Origin of the sequence: Paraburkholderia rhizosphaerae (genome assembly GCF_004366595.1) — a bacterium.
GTDB lineage: Bacteria > Pseudomonadota > Gammaproteobacteria > Burkholderiales > Burkholderiaceae > Paraburkholderia > Paraburkholderia rhizosphaerae.
Genome location: NZ_SORE01000014.1, coordinates 23,684 through 47,127, shown reverse-complemented (window position 1 = coordinate 47,127; position 23,444 = coordinate 23,684). Strand labels below are relative to the sequence as shown.

The 23,444-nt window shown below is 63.3% G+C and carries 17 protein-coding genes and 2 pseudogenes; 5 read left to right on the top strand and 14 right to left on the bottom strand.

The window, feature by feature from the left end:
• Positions 1-12 precede the first annotated feature (12 nt).
• Together BX592_RS19075 and hyi are read left to right on the top strand one after the other, a co-directional pair.
• Complete coding sequence (locus tag BX592_RS19075) at positions 13-2,064, top strand: M3 family metallopeptidase (RefSeq protein WP_134193370.1); 2,052 nt, start codon at positions 13-15, stop codon at positions 2,062-2,064.
• A 111-nt stretch (positions 2,065-2,175) separates the two neighbouring features.
• Positions 2,176-2,943, top strand: coding sequence for a hydroxypyruvate isomerase (hyi, locus tag BX592_RS19070; RefSeq protein ID WP_134193369.1), 768 nt, complete (start codon positions 2,176-2,178; stop codon positions 2,941-2,943).
• A 61-nt stretch (positions 2,944-3,004) separates the two neighbouring features.
• On the opposite strand, the gene BX592_RS19065 is transcribed toward hyi, so the two are convergent.
• Positions 3,005-4,129: an aromatic ring-hydroxylating oxygenase subunit alpha gene (locus tag BX592_RS19065; protein ID WP_134193368.1), complete on the bottom strand. Its 1,125-nt coding sequence runs from the start codon at positions 4,127-4,129 to the stop codon at positions 3,005-3,007.
• Positions 4,130-4,413: 284 nt separating this feature from the next.
• On the opposite strand from BX592_RS19065, the gene treF reads away from it, so the two are divergent.
• The gene (gene treF, locus BX592_RS19060; protein ID WP_243849621.1) at positions 4,414-6,294 is read left to right on the top strand and encodes an alpha,alpha-trehalase TreF; all 1,881 of its coding nucleotides are present in this window, start codon (positions 4,414-4,416) and stop codon (positions 6,292-6,294) included.
• Positions 6,295-6,388: 94 nt separating this feature from the next.
• Here the strand turns inward: treF and BX592_RS19055 are convergent, their stop codons facing one another.
• Positions 6,389-6,967: a DUF4337 domain-containing protein gene (locus BX592_RS19055; protein WP_134193367.1), complete on the bottom strand. Its 579-nt coding sequence runs from the start codon at positions 6,965-6,967 to the stop codon at positions 6,389-6,391.
• Positions 6,968-7,248: 281 nt separating this feature from the next.
• Between BX592_RS19055 and BX592_RS19050 the strand changes: the two genes are divergently transcribed.
• Positions 7,249-7,584 (top strand): DUF4148 domain-containing protein, encoded by a 336-nt coding sequence (locus tag BX592_RS19050; RefSeq protein WP_134193366.1) that lies wholly within the window; start codon positions 7,249-7,251, stop codon positions 7,582-7,584.
• Positions 7,585-7,658: 74 nt separating this feature from the next.
• Here the strand turns inward: BX592_RS19050 and BX592_RS19045 are convergent, their stop codons facing one another.
• The 10 genes and pseudogenes from BX592_RS19045 to BX592_RS19000 form a co-directional block, all read right to left on the bottom strand.
• On the bottom strand, positions 7,659-8,627 hold the full coding sequence (locus BX592_RS19045) for an alpha/beta fold hydrolase (RefSeq protein ID WP_134193365.1): 969 nt from the start codon (positions 8,625-8,627) through the stop codon (positions 7,659-7,661).
• Positions 8,628-8,904: 277 nt separating this feature from the next.
• A pseudogene (locus BX592_RS19040) lies at positions 8,905-9,708 on the bottom strand (exodeoxyribonuclease III); the annotation flags it as partial.
• Between the two features lie 127 nt (positions 9,709-9,835).
• Positions 9,836-10,894, bottom strand: a complete 1,059-nt coding sequence (locus BX592_RS19035; RefSeq protein ID WP_134193363.1) for an aldo/keto reductase — start codon at positions 10,892-10,894, stop codon at positions 9,836-9,838.
• 263 nt (positions 10,895-11,157) lie between these two features.
• On the bottom strand, positions 11,158-12,777 hold the full coding sequence (locus tag BX592_RS19030; RefSeq protein WP_134193362.1) for an EAL domain-containing protein: 1,620 nt from the start codon (positions 12,775-12,777) through the stop codon (positions 11,158-11,160).
• 216 nt (positions 12,778-12,993) lie between these two features.
• Positions 12,994-13,242 (bottom strand): annotated as a pseudogene (locus BX592_RS19025) (aliphatic sulfonate ABC transporter substrate-binding protein); the annotation flags it as partial.
• The gene (locus BX592_RS19020) at positions 13,243-15,795 is read right to left on the bottom strand and encodes an adenosylcobalamin-dependent ribonucleoside-diphosphate reductase (protein ID WP_134193361.1); all 2,553 of its coding nucleotides are present in this window, start codon (positions 15,793-15,795) and stop codon (positions 13,243-13,245) included. It abuts the pseudogene before it with no gap.
• A gap of 274 nt (positions 15,796-16,069) precedes the next feature.
• Positions 16,070-16,864: an alpha/beta hydrolase gene (locus BX592_RS19015; RefSeq protein ID WP_134193360.1), complete on the bottom strand. Its 795-nt coding sequence runs from the start codon at positions 16,862-16,864 to the stop codon at positions 16,070-16,072.
• 143 nt (positions 16,865-17,007) lie between these two features.
• On the bottom strand, positions 17,008-17,343 hold the full coding sequence (locus BX592_RS19010; protein ID WP_134193359.1) for a DUF4148 domain-containing protein: 336 nt from the start codon (positions 17,341-17,343) through the stop codon (positions 17,008-17,010).
• Between the two features lie 470 nt (positions 17,344-17,813).
• The gene (locus BX592_RS19005) at positions 17,814-19,028 is read right to left on the bottom strand and encodes a sulfotransferase family protein (protein ID WP_166676401.1); all 1,215 of its coding nucleotides are present in this window, start codon (positions 19,026-19,028) and stop codon (positions 17,814-17,816) included.
• Between the two features lie 490 nt (positions 19,029-19,518).
• Positions 19,519-19,809 (bottom strand): DUF3331 domain-containing protein, encoded by a 291-nt coding sequence (locus BX592_RS19000; RefSeq protein WP_134193357.1) that lies wholly within the window; start codon positions 19,807-19,809, stop codon positions 19,519-19,521.
• Positions 19,810-20,140: 331 nt separating this feature from the next.
• Between BX592_RS19000 and BX592_RS18995 the strand changes: the two genes are divergently transcribed.
• Positions 20,141-21,247, top strand: a complete 1,107-nt coding sequence (locus BX592_RS18995; protein WP_134193356.1) for an AI-2E family transporter — start codon at positions 20,141-20,143, stop codon at positions 21,245-21,247.
• A gap of 99 nt (positions 21,248-21,346) precedes the next feature.
• On the opposite strand, the gene BX592_RS18990 is transcribed toward BX592_RS18995, so the two are convergent.
• Together BX592_RS18990 and BX592_RS18985 are read right to left on the bottom strand one after the other, a co-directional pair.
• On the bottom strand, positions 21,347-22,270 hold the full coding sequence (locus BX592_RS18990; RefSeq protein WP_134193355.1) for an alpha/beta hydrolase: 924 nt from the start codon (positions 22,268-22,270) through the stop codon (positions 21,347-21,349).
• 45 nt (positions 22,271-22,315) lie between these two features.
• Positions 22,316-23,416 carry an OpgC domain-containing protein gene (locus tag BX592_RS18985; RefSeq protein WP_134193354.1) on the bottom strand — a complete coding sequence of 367 codons (1,101 nt, stop codon included), beginning with the start codon at positions 23,414-23,416 and terminating at the stop codon, positions 22,316-22,318.
• Positions 23,417-23,444: the final 28 nt, after the last annotated feature.

Here is a 23,444-nt window from a genome sequence, read left to right as displayed (position 1 = left end):
ACGGTGATCGATATGACCAGACAACCCAACCCGCTGTTGCAGGACTGGCAAACGCGCTACCAGCTGCCGCCGTTCGAGCAGATCCGCGCCGAACACTTTGCGCCGGCCTTTTCCGTATTGTTCGATCGGCATCTCGCGGAAATCGATGCGCTCGCAACGAATACGGAAGCGCCTACATTCGAAAACACCGTCGCCGCATTCGACGCCGCCGGCGCGCAGCTCGACCGTGTGCGGCTGACTTTCGAGAATCTGTGCGGATCGGAATCGCCGCCCGAACTGCAGGCGGTTGAACGCGAGATGGCGCCGCTGCTTGCCGCGCACGACAGCAAAGTGACGATGCACGCCGCCTTTTTCGCGAGGCTCGATGCGGTGCACCGGCAGGCGTCGAGCCTGCAATTGACCGAAGAACAGCAGCGGCTGCTCACGCGCACGCATACCGATTTCATTCGCACCGGCGCCGCGCTGCCAGGCGCCGCGCGTGAGCGCTTCGCGGCGATCGCCGTCCAGCTTGCGAATCTGCAGACACAGTTCGCGCAAAACGTGCTGGCCGATGAATCCGCTTATCAGTTGCGGCTCGCGTCCGATGCGGATCTCGCCGGGCTGCCGGCGTTCGTGCGTGCGGCCGCGCGCGGCGCGGCGCGTGAGCGCGGCGTCGACGGGTACGTGATCACGCTGTCACGCTCGCTGGTGCAACCCTTCCTGACGTTTTCGACGCGTCGCGACCTGCGCGAAACCGCGTGGCGTGCATGGACGACGCGCGGCGAAACAGCAGGGCGCGACAACCGGCCGATTGCCCGCGAGATCCTCGCGCTGCGCGCGGAACAGGCGCGCCTGCTCGGCTATGACAGCTTCGCGGACTATGCGCTGTCCGACCGGATGGCGGGCAATGCACGCGCGGTGTACGCGTTGCTGGACCAGGTGTGGGAGCCGGCGAAGGCGAGCGTCGCGCGCGAACGCGCGGCACTGGTTGAGCAGGCCGCCGCGCTCGGCGAACCAACCGATATCGAGCCGTGGGACTGGTATTACCTCGCGGAGAAGGTGCGCATCGCCCGCTATGCACTCGACGATGCGCAGGTGAAGCCGTATTTCAGCGTTGACGCGATGATCAATGCGATGTTCGACTGCGCGGGACGCCTGTTCGGTGTGCAGTTCGTCGAGCAGACCGGCGTTGCGCTGTATCACCCGGACGTGCGCATCTGGGAAGTGCGGCGCGGCGGCGAACCGGTCGGCGTGTTTCTTGGCGACAACTATGCGCGGCCGAACAAGCAGGGCGGCGCATGGATGCATGTCTATCGCCGGCAGATGCGCAATGGGCGCAGCGACGGCATTGATGCTCAGCCGATCGTCGTGAACAACAATAACTTCGCGCGCAACAGTGACGGCCCGACGCTGCTCAGCTTCGACGACGTGCGCACGCTGTTTCATGAGTTCGGGCACGGGCTGCACGGGTTGCTGTCGGATGTGACGTATGGACGTCTATCCGGCACCAACGTGCCGCAAGACTATGTCGAACTGCCTTCGCAACTGATGGAAAACTGGGCGACCGTGGCCGAGGTGCTCGAAAAGCACGCGCGCCATGTGGAGTCAGGCGAGCCGATACCGGCCGAACTGATCGAGCGTATTCGCGCGTCGCAGACGTTCAACGAAGGGTTCGAGACCGTGTCATATACGTCGTCGGCGCTGATCGATATGGCGCTGCATCTGCAAAAAGACGCGGACAGTATCGATATCGAGCGCTTTGAAGCACAGGAGCGCGAACGCCTGGGCGTGCCGCGCGAAGTCGGCATGCGTCACCGTCTGCCGCACTTCTCGCATATCTTCAGCGGCGCGCACTATGCGGCAGGTTACTACGTTTATATGTGGGCCGAAGTACTCGAAGCCGAAGCATTCGATGCTTTCATGGAAGCCGGCAACGCGTTCGACCCGGCGCTGGCAGATCGGCTCAGACGCCATGTGTACAGCGCCGGTGACAGCCGCGACGAGCGCGCCGCATTCCGTGCATTTCGCGGGCGCGATCCGAAGGCGGAGCCGATGCTGCGCAAGCGCGGTTTGCTGAGTGAGTGAGCGAGGCGTGTGACCCAGGCACGTGACCCGGGCGTGCAACATTCAGTACCGGGTTAGCTTCGCTTTGCAGTTTCTGATGATGTTGTTGCCGATTCAAATCAAGGAAGAGTCATGCCACGCTTTGCCGCCAATCTGACGATGATGTTCCCCGAAGTTCCGTTTCTCGATCGCTTCGCGGCCGCCGCGCAAGCGGGCTTCAAGGCTGTCGAGTTCCAGTTTCCTTATGCATTCGATGTGCACGAGATCAAACAGCGGATCGACGAAAACCAGTTGACGCCGCTGTTGCACAATCTGCCGGCCGGCGACTGGAGCGTCGGCGAACGCGGCCTCGCGTGTTTGCCGACGCGCGTCGACGAATTTCGCGCGGGCGTCGCCAAGGCGATCGAGTATGCGCGCACGCTCGGTGTCGAGCGTCTGAACTGCCTCGCCGGCATCATGCCGGTGAACGAAGACCCGGACCTCGTATGGCGCACGCTGACCGGCAATCTGCGCTATGCGGCCGACGCAACCGCGAAGGCCGGGATTCGCCTGATGGTCGAGGCATGTAACCGCTATGACATTCCGGGTTTCATGCTGAACACGTCCGCGGTGACAATTCGCGCGCTCGACGATGCAGGCAAGGCCAATCTCTGGCTGCAATACGACATCTACCATATGCAGCGCAGCGAAGGCGAACTCGCGGCGACGATCGAGCGGCTACTGCCGCGTATCGGGCACATACAGGTTGCGGACAATCCGGGCCGGCACCAGCCAGGCACCGGCGAGATCAACTTTCCGTTCCTGTTCCGCACGCTCGACCGGCTCGGCTACGACGGCTGGGTGGCCGGTGAGTACAACCCGGAAGGCGCGACCGCGAGCGGCCTCGACTGGTGCCGCTGATGTCCGGCGCGGCGCGCGCAAGCGCCTGAAACGCAGTGCGCGCACGCGTGATCGGTTGCTGTCAATCCGCCGATGCGGTGGGCGTTTCGAGCGGAATCACCCGCCGCATTGACGGGCCGCCGCAGCGGCGCAACAGATCGCGCAGTTCGTTGATAACCGGAAAAACCTCGTGATTCCAGTCGCCGCCTTGCGCATCGTGCGCTTCCTGCTCGCGCTCGACGGCCCAGCGATCTTCCTTGAAGATGCGTTCGGTGAACCAGATCAGTAGCGGCCACGCGATATCGAGCAATATCTGCATGCGCGGCCGCTTGATCGATACGAGGCCATAGGCGCGTGTCCTGCGCTGTTCGCGATCGAGCGGCACGTAAACGGCCCATAGATCGAGCATCAACGCCGCGTTCGCGTGGCGGATCTGCAGCGTTTGATACGGGTAACTCGTGCGGATCGTCATCACGTCTTCATTGGTCTCGCTGGGCGCGCTCGCCGGTCCGAGCACCACGGCCTCGCCAAGGGGCCGGATACCGGCCTCGCGCGCCAGCCTGTAGTCGACTTCCACCCAGTTGTCGCCATGGCGGCGGCCCACGGTATGCGCGTTCATTTTCCCCATCACCCGGCGATGCAAAAACTGATGGTTCATATCCATCAGGTTTTCATGCATGAACGAGTAATGGCACGCCACCTCGCGCGCGTAGCGGCGCGTCTTGTACGCATCGCTTGCGACCGAGCCGAGCGAGGGCAGGGGTGTCGATTCGGCTAGCGCCGGATTGCCCGGAAAGACAAACACGAGGCCCTCGACTTCACGGCATGGATAGGCGCGCACGCCATTGGGCAAACGCTCGCGGCCGAGATACGGAATGTTTACGCACTGACCGGTGCAGTCATAGGTCCAGCCGTGATAACAGCAGCGAATCGTTTCGCCGTCCACCACACCATCGTGCAGCGGAATCTGCCGGTGCGCGCAGCGGTCTTCGAGTGCGAACACCGTGCCGGATGCGGTGCGCACCAGCACGATCGGTTCGCCCGCGAAATGCACGCCGTGCGCGCGGCCGCGCTTGACTTCGCGAGACAACGCTAGCGGATACCAGTGATCCGGGTGAATCGGCACGCGGCGTAAATCGCGCACCGTTGCCGTTGCCTCGCTCACAGCATGAAGGGTGCTGCATTCGGATGAACCGGACTCATGCATGGTGCTCACCTCGACGTGCGACGTCTCCCAATTATGTCCACATGTCGGTGAGTCGTGCAACGAACCCGTGAGCGATATGCGAGTTGTTGCCGCCTGATTGTCGCTCGATGTCGGCACGAAACCTGCGCGCGCACGCTTCGCGCCTCGATCGTCGGCTTGATCGTATGCACGAGCGAGCGCAAAAACCGGTGCTTCGCAACGCTGAAAGTATTGCAATCTGGGGAACATTGCGCGCCGGCTCGCGTCTTTCATCAGCATGTACCGCACCCCGAGGACTTGAATAGATGCTGCCGCAACACATGTCTCGCCGCGCGCGGGCGATCGCCATTTCACTTTTTTCCCTACTCGTCGCAACCGGCTGCATCGCGGCTGCCACGGCGTCTGCCGATGCGGCCACGCAAAGCGCCGCAACCGATGCGCATGCAACGGCTGGCGCGGCGGCTGCAACCGCGGCAAGTCTTCCCGCAAGCACGAACGCCGCGGCCAACGCGGCAAGCGGCACCGCGGGTCGCAGCACGCCGTCGCCGGTGGTGCCGGTACCGCCTTCGGAACTTTATGGCGCGCTGTATCGCGACGTCGAACTCGCACACCTCTTTCCCGATAGCAAAACGTTCGCGGACATGATTCCCGACGACACACCATCGCGCATCGTCGTGCAGTACGCGCAACAGAAGTCGCAACCGGCGTTCGACCTGAGACGCTTCGTCGAATCGCACTTCAAGCTGCCCTCACGCGAGACGAAACGCTACGTGTCCGATCCGAACCAGAGCGTCACCGCGCATATCGACACGCTGTGGAATGTGCTGAAGCGCGATCCGGACCGGAGCGCGAGCGCGTGGTCGTCGCTGTTGCCGCTGCCATATCCGTATATCGTGCCCGGCGATCGCTTCGACGAAATCTACTACTGGGATTCGTTCTTTATCATGCTCGGTCTCGAGCAAAGCGGCCGTGAGGATCTGCTCGACGACGAACTCAACAATTTTTCAACGCTGATCGATCGTTACGGGCATATTCCGAACGGTAATCGCACGTACTATCTGAGCCGTTCGCAACCGCCGTTTTTCGCACAGATGGTGCAGTTGGCCGCCGAGCGTGAGGGCGATCGCGTCTATCTGCGTTATCTGCCCGAACTGCTTGCCGAATACCGTTACTGGATGGATGGCGAAGACCATCTCGCGCCGGGCAGTGCGTATCGGCACCTGGTGCGGCTACCGGACGGCACGTTGTTCAATCGCTATTGGGATGCACGCGATACGCCGCGCGACGAATCGTACCGGGAGGACGTGGACACCGCGTCTCACACACCGCAGCGCAACGCGGGTGATCTGTGGCGCAATCTGCGCGCCGGAGGCGAAACCGGCTGGGACTTCAGCTCGCGCTGGTTTGAGGACGGCAAAACGCTCGGCACAGTCGAGGTCACGTCGCTGGTTCCTGTCGATCTGAATTGCCTGCTGACCGATCTCGAACGCGCGCTTGCGCATGCGTACCGGCTGAAAGGCGATGCGGCCAATGCGGAGCGTTTCGAACGGCGCGCGGCCGCGCGCGCGGCGGCGATCCGCCGCGTTTTGTGGGACCCGCAGATGCATGCATTCGGCGATTACGACTTCGTCGCGCGGCAGCTCACTCATCGGCTCAGCGCGGCGACCGTTTATCCGCTTTATTTTGGTGTGGCGGACAAGGCGCAGGCAACCGCGATCGGCGCGACGGTGCGCGCGCGACTGCTACGGGCGGGCGGACTCGCGACGACGACCGTACAGACCGGGCAGCAGTGGGACGAGCCGAATGGCTGGGCTCCGCTGCAATACCTGGCGGTGGCGGGCTTGCGGCGTTACGGTCAGGCCGCGCTGGCAAGCGACATTGCGACGCGCTGGATTCAGACGAACGTCGCGTATTACCAGCGCACTGGAAAACTGGTCGAAAAGTACGACGTCGACGCGAAGGCCGGGTCGACGGCCGCGGGTGGTGGTGAATATCCGCTGCAGGACGGGTTTGGCTGGACGAACGGCGTGCTGCGCACACTGATGGTGATGTATCCGGCTGCGGCGGGCCGCTCGACACGTCCGGCCGATGTGCGCGAGGGGCCGCGCGGTGTGTCCGAAGCGGCGTCGGCGGCCGCGGCTGCGCCGCAGACGACGCATCGTCTACGCGAGGCGCCGTCGAACTAGCGCGATGATCGACAGCACGGGGCGACAGGGGAGACGAAACCGGTGATTACGCGAGTGACTACACAAGTAGCTAAGCGAGCAACCAGGCGAATGACTACACGCCGAGCCACGCGGCCACAAAGACACCCATACCGATCAACGCAAGCCCGGCGGTCATCTTCTGCAGCCACTTCTTCTTCGTCAGCAGCGTGATCGCGGCGAGTGCAATCGAAATCTGGATCAGTGTCGTCGCTTGTGCCCAGCGATGATGCTGGTGCTGAAGCGACTCGCTGACGTCGTTGTCTTTCTTCGCGTCGTTTTCGAGTCCTTCTGCCTTCGCGCGAATCGGCTCCTTCTCGGCGATGTACCGCTTTACGTCAGCGACGAACTTCGTATGCCCGGCAGACGCGGGGTCGCTCAGCGCGGCGCCCAGTTCGGCCAGATTCTGCTTCTCTCCTTTGGCCTGGTAGTACGCCCATTGGTCGGACGCTTCGGTTTTGCGGATTGCCGCTTCGTTCTTGTAAAAGAGCGCAAGGTTCTCGTTCGCGCCGCTCTGGTACGAAGCAATCGCGCCGATGCTGGCGAGGATAGCCGTCATCACCGCGATACGCGACGCGCTGGGGTCGCTGGAATGCGCGCCTGCATGCTCGACTGCGTGATCGTGTGGACCGTGAACTTCGAATTCGTCGGACATCGTTGCTTGTCGGGTTGAACGAAGAGGCGCAAGCATACCGCATCAGCCGTGGAAGAAAACCGGTTCGTACCTGTCGAAACACGCTAGAAGTCAGACGCGCTACGCTTCCGCAAACAGAAAGATGCACATTCGAAGCGCGGAATAATTCGCTTCGAAATTGGCAAAGGCCCATTCTCCAGATTAGGGTTTACCCTAAAACCTCCCGCCGCTAGACTCTTTTCCACGGTTGCAGACAGAGGTGTCTGTCCTGCAAGGTCAACGGCTTAGGGAGAAATTCGGCCATGAAATCGTTTGTTAAGGTTGTCGCGCTCGCGGCAGTGCTCGCTACCCCAGTGGTTTCTTTCGCGCAGTCCAATGGTCCGGTCACGCGTGCTCAGGTGCAGGCTGAACTGGCGCAGTTCCAGCAGGCGCAGCAACACGCGAGTCTCTACGATCAGGGTGACGCACATTACCCGTCAGGGATGCTGGACACCGAAGCAGCGGTGGTCGCGCAAAACGGCGCCGCACAGCGCACCGGTTATGGTCCTGCCACGAGCGGGACATCGCAATCGGGTCAAGCCGGCGCGCCTGCCGCCACGCATAACGACTACCTCGGTCCGGATTACTCGCATCCGTAAGTCCCTCGCCGTCGCGGTAGCGAACAGAGCCGCAGACGCGCATTGCTCGCGGTCCTGCTTCGGCGTTTCGCGCCTCACGACCAGAGCGACTCGATCGCGCGTTTCACCGCGTCGCGCAACGTGGGTTCGCTACCGAGATGTCCGGCATTGACCCGTTCTATGCGCGCTTGTGGCACGGCTCGCGCGAGGCGTTCGACATTGATCACCGGACATACCGGATCGCGCGTGCCATGCGCGGCTGCGATCGGTACGCCGGCCAGCGCGGCACGGCGCGCAAGCGACAACAGGCGCGGTTCGCCAAGCCAGCATCGATGCAGCAGATAGTGCGACTGAACCTGGTACATCGCGATCTGCCTGCGCACCGCGGCAGGCTTGTGGCGTGTTGCGCGAGTGCGGCGCCGGCGGTGCGCCGACATCAGCACCGCGTATTCATAGCGTGACCATGCCAGCGCGACGGCCCTTTGCGCGGCATGGCTGCACGAGTGGAGCAGTATCGTTGCGCATGCATCGAAGAGCCGCTGCCGATGCGTGCAGCGCGCGGCTTTCACGAGTGCCTGCCATTCGCGTGGCGCGCGACCGCGCGAAGCGAGAAAAAGTCCGTCGACTTCGCGTGCCGACGTCAGGAACATCCCTCGCAGCACCACGCCCCGCACCGCTTGCGGATGGCTGCCCGCATACGCGAGTGCGAGCGCCGCACCCCAGGAACCCCCGAGCACACCCCAACGGTCGATGCCGAGGCGTTTTCGCACAGCTTCGATATCGTCGGTCAGACAGCCCGTGTTGTTGCGCCGCAGGCTGCCTGTCGGGCGCGACGCGCCGGCGCCGCGTTGATCGATCATGACCACGCGAAAGCGGTTCAGGTCGAACAGATCGAGCACGCTGCGATTGGTGCCGCTGCCTGGTCCACCGTGCAGCACGACGATCGGTATTCCGGTGTCGGAGCCCGCGACCGCGAAGGCGATGCGATGTCCATCATCGGTGCGCAACGTGTGACGTTTGATGCGCGCCATCGGCGGGCGGGGGCGGGCAGTGCGGTCGGTCATGGCGTGGCGCGCTCGGGCGAGTGGCTGTGCTGCATGAATACCATATCCGCACGCGTCGCGTTGGCCGGTTCTACTTGTGGGGTTTGCGGGCTGCTGTCGGTGACTTGCGTTTCGCGGCGGCGGTCGGGCTGGATTTGACGGGCGCTGTTTTGCGTGCGCGCCGGGCTGGGGTTGTCTGCGGCGCCTGGTCGGCGAGGTCTGCCATGTCTTGAGCGGAATGCTTGCCGGCCTTTTCGTTGGCCTGCGCGGCTGCATTTTTCGCCACTTTTTTCGCTGCGCCAGTCGATGCCGCTTTGCCTGACAGCTTGCCGGGATCCAGTTCGATCCATGCAGGCGCATGATCGCTGGCATGCGGCTCGCCGCGTACCCAGGTATCGACGCCTGCCGAGCGCAGCGCGGGCGCGACGGACGCGCTCAACAGCAGATGGTCGATACGCAGCCCCGAGTTCGTTTCCCAATGCCGCCTGAAGTAATCCCAGAACGTGAATACTTTCTGGTCCGGATAGATGGAGCGCAATGCATCGGTCCAGCCTTGCGCGAGGAGCCGCGTGTAGCACTCGCGGCTCTCCGGCTGCAATAACGCATCCTTTAACCACGAGCGGGTGTTGTAAATATCGAAGTCGGTCGGGACGACGTTGTAATCGCCTGCGAGCACGATCGGGTGACCGCTTTCATAAAGCGTCTGCGCGTACGCGATCAGGCGTTCGAACCAGGCGAGCTTGTAATCGAACTTCGGTCCCGGTTGCGGATTGCCGTTGGGCAGATACAGGCAACCGACCAGCAATCCATCGACGGCGGCCTCGATATAGCGGCTGTGCGTATCGGCGTCGCCACCGGGCAGCCCGCGCCGCGTTTCGGTCGGTGTCGTGCCTTTCGCGAGAATCGCGACGCCGTTCCACGACGTCTGTCCATGCCAGATCGCGCCGTAGCCGGCATCGCGAAGCTCGTCCGCGGGAAACGCGGAATCGGGTGCCTTCAGTTCCTGCAGGCACGCGATATCCGGCTGCTCCTTGTCCAGCCACGCTAGTAGCGAGGGCAGGCGCGAGCGGATACCGTTGATGTTGAACGTGGCGAGCTTCATGATGAACGCCCGGTTGCAAACGCCATGCCCGCGTGTCGCGGACGGGAGGCCTGCATCGCGATGCAGGATGCAGGCCCGTGACGAAGTCCGTCTATGTCACTTCACGCAGTTTGCGTTTGCGCGGGCTTCACGCTTTCTTCAGATGCGGGCCGATCAGCGACAGGTCCACGGGGCCGAGGCGCTCGCTTGCCGTCCACGACTGGTGCCAGTACGGATAGATCAGCGGGGGCAGGCTCACTGCGTCGAGGCGTGCGCGTTGCTCTGCCGTCAGCACGAGGTTGGCCGCGCCGAGATTGTCACGCAGCTGTTGTTCGTTGCGCCCGCCGATGACCACCGACGAAACGGCCGGCCGGCCGAGCAGCCATGCAAGCGCGACCTGCGCGCCGGAAACCTCGAGCTCGGCCGCGACCTCGACCAGCACATCGACGATATTCCACAGCCGCTCGGCGTCGCGGATCGGCGGCTCGGTCCAGCCGGCGAGCTGGCGCGTGCCTTCCGGCGTCGTGTCGCGGCGATGCTTGCCGGACAGCAGTCCACCCGCGAGCGGGCTCCACACGAGAATGCCGAGGCCTTGATCCTGAGCGATCGGCGCGAGTTCATACTCGGCCTCGCGCGCTTCGAGCGTGTAATGGATCTGTTGGCTCACAAAGCGTGGCAAACGGTCGCGCTCGCTGATGTGCAGCGCTTTCATCAGGTGCCAGCCCGAGTAGTTCGAGCATCCGACATAGCGGACCTTGCCTTGCCTCACCAGCAGGTCGAGTGCCTCGAGCGTTTCTTCGAGCGGCGTGAGCCCGTCCCATTGATGCACCTGGTACAGGTCGATCACGTCGGTGTTCAGCCGCTTGAGGCTTGCTTCACACGCGCGCACGAGGTGATAGCGCGACAGCCCGCGGTCGTTCGGCCCGTCGCCCATTGCGAAGCGCGCCTTGGTCGCGATCAGCACGTCGCCTTTGCGTTTGCCGCCGAGCGCGGCGCCGACGATCTCTTCGGATGCGCCATTCGAGTAGACATCCGCGGTGTCGATCAGATTGACGCCTGCATCGATGCACATGTCGATCTGACGGCGTGCTTCATCGAGGCCGACGTTGCCGACATGCGCGAACTTGCCTTTACCGCCCATTGTCATCGTGCCTAGCGTGATGGTCGACACCATGAGCCCCGAGCGGCCAAGCTGACGATATTCCATAATCTGACAAACTCCTGTAACGGTTGTGTACGTTGGTTGGTTGCGATGCCGAAGCATTTTGTAATACACGTATCGCTTCGACGTTCGCTGCCACTATAGGCGAAAGCACGGCGTTTGTTCCTGTCGCCTGCATAGACCGTGCGAAGATGGCGCGTATCAGCGACCGATTGCCGTGCATCGATATCAGCGGGCGATGCGTTTTGAATCCGGCTCATCGCTAGCGGACGGCGGCGCCTTGCAAGCGGCCGCAGTCGAAAGCATCGCTAAAGACGCGTCGTCGTCATGTGGGGTTCCGGCTCGACGAAAAGCTCGCTTGCGCGCACCGGCCGTTGATACAGATAACCTTGAGCAAACGGCACACCCACTTCGCGCAGCGCCGCATGCTGCGCCTCGGTCTCGACGCCTTCTGCGATCGCTTCCATGCCGAAATGCTTCGCGACCGCGGCAATCGCCTTGATCAGCGCGGCGCCGCCTTTGTCGACTTGCCGTACGAACTGGCCGTCGATTTTCACGTAGTCGAACGGAAAGCGCCCAAGCAGATCGAGATTGCTATGCTGCGTGCCGAAGTCGTCGATTGCGAATAACACGCCGTTCGCTTTCAGCGTGTCGAAAACGGCTTGCGTGCGCGATTGCTTTTCCAGCAGGAAGCGCTCGGTGAGTTCAAGTACGAGGGTGACGCCGGAGGGAAGCGCATGGTTGATCGCCAACACATCGGCAACGAAGTCCTTGCGTTGCAGATCCATCGGTGCGACGTTCACCGCGACGCGCAGCGGGCGGATATCGGTGCGTTGCGCGATGTCGGCAGCCGCGGTGCGTAGCGCAAAACGCGTGACGCTCGACAGCAACGGACTGCGCTCGACCTGCGCCATGAATACCGACGGGCTCACCGTGCCCCAACGCGGATGCGTCCAGCGGATCAGCGCTTCGACGCCGACGATTTTCCGCGTCGCCATCTCGACCACCGGCTGATAGACGACGTATAGTTGTCCAAGCCGCAGGCCGCGCCGCACCGCGGCCAGCAACTGCCGGTGGGGCGCGAGCGCAAGCAGTGCGATCGCGGCGATCAGCAGATTGACGAGGATCGCGCCGGCCGCGAACAGCAGGCCGTATTTCCAGCGCATTTCCGTGACGAGTCCGTCCGATGCGAGCACGGCAACTGAAAATGGCCATTGCGTCGAGTGCACGCGCGTGCCGACATGGTCCGGCGCCTTGATCGCCGTAGTGAATTCGCCTTTGTCGTTCAGCACGCCTGAACCGGGCATCAGCAGAATGACCTGCTGCGCGCCATAACGGATGCCGTGCGCGAGCGCATCCGCGACGTAGATGCCTTCGATCGTGTACTGCACGCCGCTGCCGATGTCGGTGGGTTCAAACATCGAAATGACCGGCGTGCCGGGCTGAAACGGCGTGCCGGCGAGCAGATTGACGATGATGTCGCGCGTTTCGGGTGTATCGCGCGGCGGCACATACGCGGATAACGGCACATCCATCGGTCCGAATACCGATGAACAAGAGAGCCGGTTGTGGTCAACGAGGTTAATGCCGCGCACATACTGCACGTACGTTTCCAGTTCGGCGAGCCGCATCGCGACTTTCGCGCAGCTTTGGCCGACCAGTTCGCGTAGTGCGTCGCGGCGCTGCGAACGCACGGTGGTGAGCACGCGGTCGAGCGATTCGACCATGTCGTGGCCGATCAGACTTTCGCGCGCCTCGACTTCCTGGGCCGCATACCGTTCGCCCCAGAGCACCGCGCCGATCGTCACAACGACGCAGCATAACGCCGCGATGACCAGGGTGAGGCGCGGCGCGACACTGCGCCCCGGCGTTGCCAGATCGCGCAACGCCGAAAATTTCCCCGCAGCGGAGTTCGACGGATCGTGCATGAACGCTTGACGAGAAGGCTTGCCCGCAACGGTGACGGCGGGCGCTATCCGTTGAGTCGAGACGACGCCGTATTGTACTCGCGCAATCTGACGGCAACGCCATGCGGTGAATGTCGCGGCGCGCGATAACGGTTAGATTGGCAAGTTTGTCGTGACGTGTCGAAGCGCTGCGACTCATGCTGCGCCGGAATGGGTCTTGGCCAGCCGGCGTGCGTGTTAGCCGCCGATCGTCTTCGCCTGTTTTGCGGTGAAATCCCTGTACGGCGCTTGCTTTGTCGGGACTTCCGCGGGCAGCAGGCCATTGCGGCAGAACGTATCGGCGATCGTCTGCTGCTCGCCGAAATTCTGAGGGGCGACCGCGCGCACAACGTAGCTGCGGCGTGCGTTGGCCCGCTCGATCGTTGTGACATCGAGTCCCCAGACCGGGGCAAGCGTATGCGCCGCGTCCTGTGGATGGGCGCGCAACTACCCGCATGCGCCGATCTCCCCACACGCTGTGCAGAAATCGCAGCCATCCTTGCGGATCACCGCGTTCGCGCCGCACGTTCCGCACTTGCGGCCGTGCATCGTGCTCAGCCCATGCAATGCTGGCTCGTCCTGTGCAGCAGCATCGTCATCGGCTTGCGCGGCTTCCTGCGCGTTCAGGTTCGCGGAGATCGGCAGCGCTAGCGCATGCGTATGCGGCAGCCGCGCAAGCAGTCGCGAAGGCACCTGATTGCCCTCGGCATCGAGAAAACCACGCCGGTGCAGGATCTGCTGTAGCGCATACGCGAGCGCCGCGACCTCCGAATCGTGCCAGCGGGGCGAACGCGTGCCGTCGATCCGCTGCACGTCGCCAAGACGTACCTGGCCGCGATCCCACGACACCTTGCGCAGGTCCTGCAAGTTGCGCGCGACAAAGCCGCCGCGCGCGGCCAGCGACAACGAGCGCATGGTCGCGGTAATCCATTGCTGCGACTCGTCGCGTTGCCCGGCAGGGATAAAAAATTCGATGGGCCGCTCGATCGTCACATCTTCGCCGCCGACGCGTCCGGTCACCTGCATGAACGACACCGCTAAATACAGCGATTTCTTGCCCGCTTGCGTCAGATACTCGACCTTCTCGATGATCGCCGGCATTTCGCCCTTCGGCCGATGATCGATCGCGATCCGCAGCGGATCGAGGTCGATGTCGGTGCCGGACAGCGCGTCCGATGCCTGTGGCGTGTCGACGCTCAGCACCGCGCCAAGCGTCTCGTTCGGGCGATAAGTTGCAAGACCCTTCAAGCCGCTTTTCCACGCATCGAAGTACAGGCTTTCGAATGCGTCGAACGGGTAGTCGGCCGGTACGTTCACGGTTTTCGAAATCGACGTGTCGATATACGGCTGCACCGCGGCCATCATATCGAGGTGATCGCGCGCGGACATCTCGAGCGCGCTGATGAAATAGTCGGGCAAACGCTCGACGTCGCCGCCCAGTTCGCGATAGACCCGATACGCGTGGTCTTCGACCGCAAACGACGCACGGCTGCCGTCGGCCATCACCTTCATCCGCGAATAAGTCCACGAAAACGCGGGCTCGATGCCATTCGACGCGTTGTCGGCGAATGCGAGGCTCACGGTGCCGGTCGGCGCGATCGACAGCAGGTGGCTATTGCGGATGCCGTGCCGGCGAATCGAATCCTTGATGTCGTCGGGCAAGCGCGACGCGAACGTGCCGGCGTCGAGATACTGCGCGGCGTTAAAGAGCGGAAACGCACCGCGCTCACGCGCGAGTTCGACCGACGCGCGGTACGCTTCGTCGCGCATCAGGCGCGCGGCCTTCGCGGCAAATTCGCGGCCTTGCGCGGAGTCGTAACGCAGGCCGAGCATCACGAGCGTGTCGCCGAGGCCGGTGAAGCCGACACCAATACGCCGCTTCGCGCGCGACTCGTCGTATTGCTCGGCAAGTGGCCACAGCGTCACGTCGAGTACGTTGTCGAGAAAACGCACCTGGGTGCGTGTGCGCGCGCCAAGCGCCTCCCAGTCGAACGACGGTGTGCCGCGCTTCATCTGCGCGAACGGGTCGATCACGAAGCGCGTCAGATTCAGCGGCCCGAGGTTGCAGCAGCCGTACGACGGCAGCGGCTGCTCGCCGCACGGATTGGTCGCGCGGATCGTTTCGATCGCGCGCAGATTGTTGTCCTCGTTCATGCGCGACACGAACACGATGCCCGGCTCGGCGACATCGTAGGTCGAGCGCATGATTCTGTCCCAGATGTCGCGCGCGCGGCGCTCGCCATAGACCCATAGCCCATCGTCGCGTTGCCGCAGGCCGGATGCCGCGCGCATGGAAGGCGACGGTTCCGCGCGATGCACGAGCTGCCACGGCAGATCGCTTTCGACCGCTTGCATGAATTCGTCGGTCACGGCTACCGACACATTGAAGTTGTTCCAGCGGCCCTTCGAATGCTTGGCCTCGATAAATTCGAGCAGGTCGGGATGCGTGCAGTCCAGCACCGCCATTTGCGCGCCGCGCCGCGAACCGGCGCTTTCGACCGTGCGGCACGACGCATCGAATACGTCGATATAGCTGCAAGGGCCGGACGCGGACGAGCTTGTCGTATGCACGCGCGCGCCGTGCGGGCGGATCGCCGAAAAGTTGTAGCCGACCCCGCCGCCGCGCCGCATCGTTTCGGCAGCCTGCAGCAGCGCGACATAGATGCCGGGCAGTCCTTCTTCGTCGACGCCCTGAATACTGTCGCCGACCGGTTGCACGAAACAGTTGATCAGGGTCGCCGCGATACCGGCGCCCGCCGCGCTCATGATGCGGCCCGCGCCAAGCGCGCCATGCCGCAGGTTGTCGACGAAACGTTCTTCCACCTGCGCGCGCAGCGCCTCCGGTTCGGCCATTGCCACGCCGCGTGCGACGCGGCGATAGACGTCGTCGGCGGTGCGTTCGTCGCCTTTCGCGTACTTTTCCAGCAGCACGTCGAGCGAGAACTGTTGGGGCGCAATAGCCTGCGCGAGCGGGGGAATTTCGTTGTCGGTGTCGGCCATGAGCAGTCTCCGGACGCAAATGGGCGCAAATCAGGGTGAGGGCGGGTGCGGGTGCTGATGCGGACCGCGCCGCAGTGCGGCGCGTTGACGATCACCTTAACGCATGCAGTCGGACGCTGCAATGCGGGGTGTCCGGGACGAGGAAGGGGAATGACTACGGTCAAACATCGGCGGCGGGCTTCGACCGGCAGCCCCGGGTTGGCTTCGGGGCGCTCGCGGGTTGGTGCGGGTCAGCGATACCCGCCGCGCTTACATCGGAAAGAAACCGCGCCTGTTACTTCTGCGCGTGCTTCGCCGCATCTTCGATCACTGCGGCGACCTGCTGCGGCCGCGATTCATAAACCGAGTGGCTTGCGCCCGGAATCACCGTCGTATGGCTCTTCGCGCGTGCGTAATACCAGCGCTCCAGGTCCGGATTGATGATCTTGTCGTCGCCCGCGACGATGCCCCAACTCGGCTTGGAGGTCCACGCCGCGGCGGTCAACGGCGTCGTGAACACCTGGGCGGCGGTCAGGATTTGCGATTGTGCCTCGAACTTCGCCTGGTTAAGCGGTAAATCGGCGGCGAAATCCTTCGGAAAATCGGCGCGGGTCAGGTAGGTATAACCATCGGCCGTCTTCTTGATAGCCCCCGGCTGCTGCGCGGTGAAGCTCGGCTTGCCCTTGCCCAGCGTGCCTTCATCCTCGCCCACCGCCGGCGCATGCGCGGCCACATACACGAGACCCACGACGTTCGGATGCACGCCCGCTTCGGTGATGATCGATCCGCCGTAGCTATGCCCAACCAGAATCGTCGGCCCGTTCTGCAGATCAAGCACGCGTTTGGTTGCATCCACATCGGCTTCGAGCGACGTCAGCGGTTCCTGCACCATCGTCACGTGATAGCCGTCCCTGGTCAGGATTTCATAGACTGGCTTCCAGCCGGAGCCATCGACCCACGCGCCATGCACGAGCACGATGTTCTTGACCGGGCCGCTGGCAGGCTGCGCATCTTGCGCAACCGCGGCGGTCGATCCGAAGAGGCAGGCGGACAATGCGACAACCGATGCGGCGAGAGTAGAAAGTTTCATGTGTAGATCCGTATCGAGGGGAACTGCAACGGGGGAGCGAAAGCGCTACATCTGCGCACAAGTTCGAGACAACCGGACAACCTTTGCTGGAGGCGTCCTGTGCCGTGCGCGATTCGCACAGGACCCTCATCGCAACGAATGCGTCAGCTACCGAAGTAAATGTTGCAGAAGCTGACCGGCCCGACACAGTTCGAGCGCATCATCGACCCATGCTTCTTCATGCCCGATGCCGACGTGCCTTGCGCAACGCCGCCGTACGAGCTGTCCTGCTGCGCGGCGATCTTCGCATCGGCTGCCTGGATGTCCGCCGGATAGTTGACGTCTTCGCCGGCCGACGGCGTGTAGCCCGCTTTCTCGACGGCGATCAGATTCGCACGCACTTCGGCACGGGTCACCGGATCATGCGTTTGCGCATAGGACGCGACCGGACCGGCGAGAAGACCAACGGCGAGCACAGCGGCGACGGTGAACTTGTTCATGACTTGCACTCCTTAACAGTGGGATAAGAAATCGGAACCTGGCTATCGAGCCGGCTAAAACGCTACAACGTGATCAGCGCAAATTTGCTTGCTCATCCGGGCTGGCCATTGGAGCTGGTCCATTCAGCGCTTGACCACTGGACTGGCCCGTGAGGGATGGTCCTGCGCCGACCGGGTAGTGCAATCGCGTTTGCGATGGGTTGAAATTTAGTTTTGGAGCGACTTTGCGTAAAGGGATACGATCGAACGCCGCGGCGTGACGATGGTCGATCGCTCCAATACTTTGGTTTGGGGGAAAGGGACGGCAGGATACAGTGGGATGTGGCGGCCTATACCGCCGGATAACCGGCCCGGCCGGCCGATTATCCTTTCGCGCAAATCGCTTGTACCACGTGACAGTCCGCGGGTGCGAGGTGCTTTGACGAACTGGGAAACACGAACCCGTCAGGCGACGGCTTTAGAAGCGGATATCACTGGACGACGACTTCTTCATCGATACCGAAGTGCGCGATGTAGTCGCGATATCGCTCGCGCTCCTCGTCGGGCCGCAGCCCGAAGTCCGCAAACCGGTAGACGTTCTTGCCATATCCGCCGGCCGGCTTGCGCGCGATATGCTCGTGCAGCCGCTCGCGGAACGACGGCGTGAACTCGAGTCCGAAGTGGTCGTAAATCCGCTGGATCGTGTCGAGCGGCGCCGCGGTGAGCGCCTTGTAGTGCACGTGAAACACGTGCTTTTCAGGCCACAGGTCGAGCTTGTCCGCCGCGACGATCTGCTGTGCGCCGTTTGCCCAGTCGGCGCTCACCTGGTGCCCGATCGCATCCGTATCGATGCGCTTCGCGAATGGGCGGCGCAACACCTCGGTGAGCCGCGCGACCGACGGCAGCACCTTCAGCGGATCGCGATGCGTGAAGATCACGCGCGCATCCGGATACACCTCGCGCAGTGCTTCCATCGCGAATACATGGTCGGGGCACTTCAGCACACAGCGTACCGCGCGCGCGCCTTGCAAATGCTGCAGGAAGCGCCGATGCGTGCGATACCCCTGCACGTGGCCGGCCTGCTGCACCCAACGCTTGTACGACGGCACATGGTAGATGGTCTCGAAACGCAGGCTGCGGAAGCTGTGCGCGGTGAACTCGGTGCATTCCTGCGGTGTCAGCGCATCGAACGGATGAACGTTGCGCAGCTCAGGCGCCAGCCGGTGAAACAAGTCGAACTGGCGTTGCACCTTGCCCGGGCCAGCGCGGCGCCCGGCTGCCGGATGATCCGGATACGGGTAGATTGCTTGCCAGCAGCGCGGCGTAAAGCTTGCGCCATCTTCGGCGAGCAGTGAGTGGAGAAACGAAGAGCCGCTGCGCGGCATGCCGAGCACGAAAATAGGCTGTGTGACCGGCCGCTGCAGGATGGTCGGATCAGCCAGTTCCCGGTCGCGCAGAATCAGCAGATTCGTGAGGAGCCGCAGGTTGTCCCAGTGAGTCGATACGCGGCCGAACAGGTTCAGGTCGGCTTCCTCGTGGACTGCGGTCTGCAACTGGTCGAGCGCGTCTTCAATGGGCTCCGCACCGAAATCGTGTAGCCCGGTGTTCGCGCGCGCGCTCGATAGCAATTCGGCTGCACAAAGCGGGGTATTGCTCAATGCGACCCGCGAGATGCTGTGCGCGCTGTGTATCCATTGCTTGAACAAGGTACCCTCCCGCGTGCTGCCGGTTTGAGTTGCGACGCGCTTGGGACTGCTTTTTGCAAGTCGATTGCAAGCGTCGGCGGATCGGGCTGCACTCGTTTTGCGGTCCTGTCGATTGCTCGCCGGTCCGGCTGATCGATGCAGCGTCACCAACATTCTAGTTCAACGAGTGGTTTCAATTCAGCAGCGGCCGAATTTGCTTGCGTGACGTGGTGTCGCACGAAAAAACGACGATCGGCGCGATATGCGGCAACGCTCGGTGCGCTGACCCACGCAGGCGAACAGACGAGCTATTCGGGATACCCAGGTAGTGTCACGAAAAGCCGTTTGGGACGATGTGTGCCGTTTTGCCGTTCGGCTGTGCATTCGTATAACGGCTCGCCGTGTTGGGTCGGCGAGTGGTCGTCCATTGCCCTGATGTGGGGCGCTCCTGTAACGAACAGTAATGAAGAGATGAGTGTCCCGATGTCGTCTCGCGCGGAGTTTTGGCGGGCTACACGCCGTTGATCAGATTCGTCAGGATGTCCGCGGCGATCATCGCGGCTGCGTTCAGCGGCGCAGGCCGCTCAGCCGGTTTGAACACCGCGTCGCCGCGGCGGATCTTGCGGCGCGATACTGCGCACGTGCCTGAAGTGTGTGCCGAGCGGCGGCGCCAACGCTGTTCGCCATAGTGGCATTTGCCGGGCTCGACCCAGCGGATGACCAGCGTATTTTCGGAGCGCTCGAGAATCTCGATGCGCAGGCCGTTGGCACCGATCAGTGGTACGCACTCTAACGTCGTCATGGTCGGCTCCGTAAATTCGGGTGTGCCCGAATGTAGTCCCGTCGGCGCGTCAGCGCCATTGTGCGGGCGTTGAAATACTGTTGCCTGATCCGAAATAATTGAGATGAAAGCTTTTAACCGTACGGCGTTAATGGGCTGAGCACCGCCCGGCGCCCCATCGATCCCATTACCGCAACACGCTGTTGTATGTCGCGCGAGCCGGCACGGTCCGCCAGGCGGGGCGTTCCCGTCCTTTAAGATGTGCAGACCGGCGGCTTGTCCGGCGCGCGCGGCACGTCTCGCGCATGCCGGCAAACAGCCCTCGCCACCCGATAACACATGAAGAGGCCATATGATTCCACGCCCGCCCGCTGTTCCTCCGGGGCCCCCGCCACGCGTGCCGCCACCCGGCGCCGAGATGCAAGGTCGCCGCAGGATGCAGCGCTTCGCATCGGTCGCGCTCTATACCGGACTTGTGTTGCTGGCGCTATGGGTGGTGCGCGATTTCATCCCGGCCGTCGCATGGGCGTGCGTGATCGCGACCTCGCTATGGCCGCTTTTTCGAAAGCTCGAGCGGCAACCCGGGCTGAACGGCCGCACGACGATCATCGCGACGCTGTTGACGATCGTGATCGCGCTGGTGCTCGTGCTGCCGGTCGGCATCGGCATCGCGCAGGCGGCCGCTGAGGCGCACGACCTCGCGGTATGGCTGCACAGCGTCGAACAGAACGGTATTCAGATTCCTGACTTCATCGCGAATCTGCCGTTCGGGTCGGAGCAGGTCACGCAATGGTGGAACACCAACTTAGGACAGCCGTTGAAGGCGTCGCCGGCGATGAAGGGGCTGCATGGCAACGCGGTGGTCACGTTCGGCCGGCATTTCGGTATCCGGGCCGTGCACGCGTTGATGGTGTTCGGCTTCACGCTTGTCACGCTGTTCGTGATTTTTCAGGCGGGGCCGAGCCTGTCGGGCGCGGTGCTCAAGGGGATGCGCCGCGCGTTCGGCGCGCAGAGCGCGCAGATTGCCGAGCGCATGGCGGCGGCCGTGCGCGGCACGGTGTCGGGGCTGGTGGTGGTCGGGATCGGCGAAGGGGCGCTGCTCGGCATCGCGTACGCGGTGACCGGCGTGCCGCATGCGACGCTGCTCGGGCTGATCACCGCGATTGCGGCGATGCTGCCGTTCTGCGCGCCGGTCGTGTTCTGCGGCGCGGGCTTATGGCTGTTTCTGCAAGGCAGCACCGCTGGCGCGATCGGCCTCGTCGTATTCGGCTTCGCGGTCGTATTCATCGCGGAACACTTCGTGCGGCCGGTGCTGATCGGCAACTCGACGCGGCTGCCGTTTCTGCTCGTGCTGTTCGGCATCCTTGGCGGCGCGGAAACCTTCGGATTACTCGGCGTGTTTATCGGCCCCGCGCTGATGACGATCCTGATGGTGTTATGGACCGATTTCGTCCGATAAGAGCAATCGGGTCATTGCGCGGTCGCGCGTGAGGAGGCATGTCGCCTGGGTTCCGCCTGGGCTCCGCCTGGGTCGCTCTGGCTTTCCGCTTTGGTCCGGTCACGCGGGCTGTGTACACGCCAGCGCGTATTTGAGCGCGGCGGGCAGCAATACCGCCCACAAGTCCCAGTTATGGCCGCCGCCAATGATGCGCAACGCCGCCGGGTTGCCCGCCTCGCGCCAGCGCTTGTATAGCGTCGACGCTTCGGCCTGGATCACCAGTTCGTAGTCGCCGGCGCCGATGAACATCGGCAGCCGGTAGGGCTGGCTCACGTAGTGCTGCCAAAGCGCGGGATAGTTCAGCGCGTGCCAGACTTCCGGATCGAAGCCGTGTTCGCCGAACACGCCGACGTGCCGCGCGGCAGATTGCGGCGGCGGCTCGGTCGAATAGATCGCGGGGCTTAGCAGCAGCACGCCGCAAAATTGCTCGGGCCGCAGCATCGCATAGCGCAGCGCGCCGAATCCACCCATCGATGCACCGCCGATCACGCGGTTCTTCCGGTCTGCAAAGACCGCATAGTGCGCTTCGATGGCCGGTAGCAATTCGGTGAAGAACGCGGTTTCGATCTTTTCCTTGCGATCGACATACCAGTCGGTGCCGCCTTGCGGCATCACGATCACGACCGGCGGAATGTCCTTGTGTGCGATCAGGCTGTCGGCGGTGGTTTGCAGACGGCCTTGCGTAACCCAGTGCATCGCGTCGTCGTTATTCCCATGCAGCAGATAGAGCACCGGGTAGCGCCGCCCGTGCGCATGATATCCGGGCGGCAGGTAGACCACGTACGACCAGTCACGCTGCAGCACATTCGAATGGAACGAGCGGCTCTCGACCGTACTGGGTTGCGCGGCAGGCGACGCCAGCGTCAAGCTTGGGGTGCCACCCGCGGTCGTTTCACTGCTTGCGGCAAAGGCGGCGTGAGCAGGGACGGCGAGCGCTACGGCACAACACAGCAAGTCGGCGAGTGGGCGGAACAGTCTGCGCATGGACGATGAAAACGACGGTAGCGTAAGCGAACAGCCGGCGCGCGCTTAACCCGACGTATTGCCGAACCGTAGCGCAAACACCCGCGAAACCGGCGCCGATGCCTTCGCAACGGCAATCAGCGCACCGATTGCCACCGCGTCAGCCACGAGGCCGAGGCGCACGTTGAGGAGGCCGCCCGTCGCCTGATAGAGCAGCGAATCGACGACCAGCGAGATCACCGTGCCCGCGACGAAGCATAGCAGCCCTTGCCGTCCGATGTGGGTAACCCACGGCAACCGCTGCGCGAGCACCCGGGCCCAGCCGATGCGAACCAGGTGCGCGGCGAGCCATGCAATCGCGATGAAGTTCGAGATGCGCAGCCACGACAGATTCTGTTTGACACTGCTGTCCATCGGCGTGTTCTCGACGAACAGCTTGTAGTACGCGCCCGCCGCGACCACGCAAACAGCCGCCACCGTGGCGAGCCAGCCGAGCCGGTGCGTGCTTGCGCGTTCATACACCGGCTGGCACCGCGCCAGCACGCCGAGCACGAACATCAACTGCCACGCGCATGGGTTGAAGTCCCATTGAGTGCCATCCGCGATCGGCAGGCTGCTGGCGATCGCGGGTGCTAGCGCCCACAGCGCGACGCTGCCCGCGAGCAGCCGCCATGGCTTGCTACGCGCGAGTGGCAAGATGGCCGGCACCGACAACGCGAAAAACGTGTACATCGGCAGCACCGATGCGAGATAAGGCTGGCGCCGGAACAGCAGAAGGTCGCCCAGCACCGGCGCGGGTGTGTCGAGCAGATCGTCGAGATCGGTGGTGGCGAGGTTCGGTGCGTTCACGCGCAACGCGGTGAACGCGGCGGTGACGACCAGCATCAGTACCGCGGTGATCAGAAACGCGCGATACAACTCGAGCCCGCGCCGCAGGAAACGCTGTCGCGCGACCGCTTCGGTGTGCCGGGCGGCGAGCGAGCAATAGGCGGTCGCCGTCGCGAAGCCGCCGAGGAACACGAACACTTCAGCGGCATCGCACAACGCGTACGTGTGCAGTGTGAAGCGCGACAGGATGCTGCCGCCGATGTGATCGACGACGATCACGAGCAGCACCAGTCCGCGGAAAAAATCAAGTTCGACAAGACGGGTTGACGTTTTTGACATCGGATCCGAAGGGCGACAAGCCGCGATT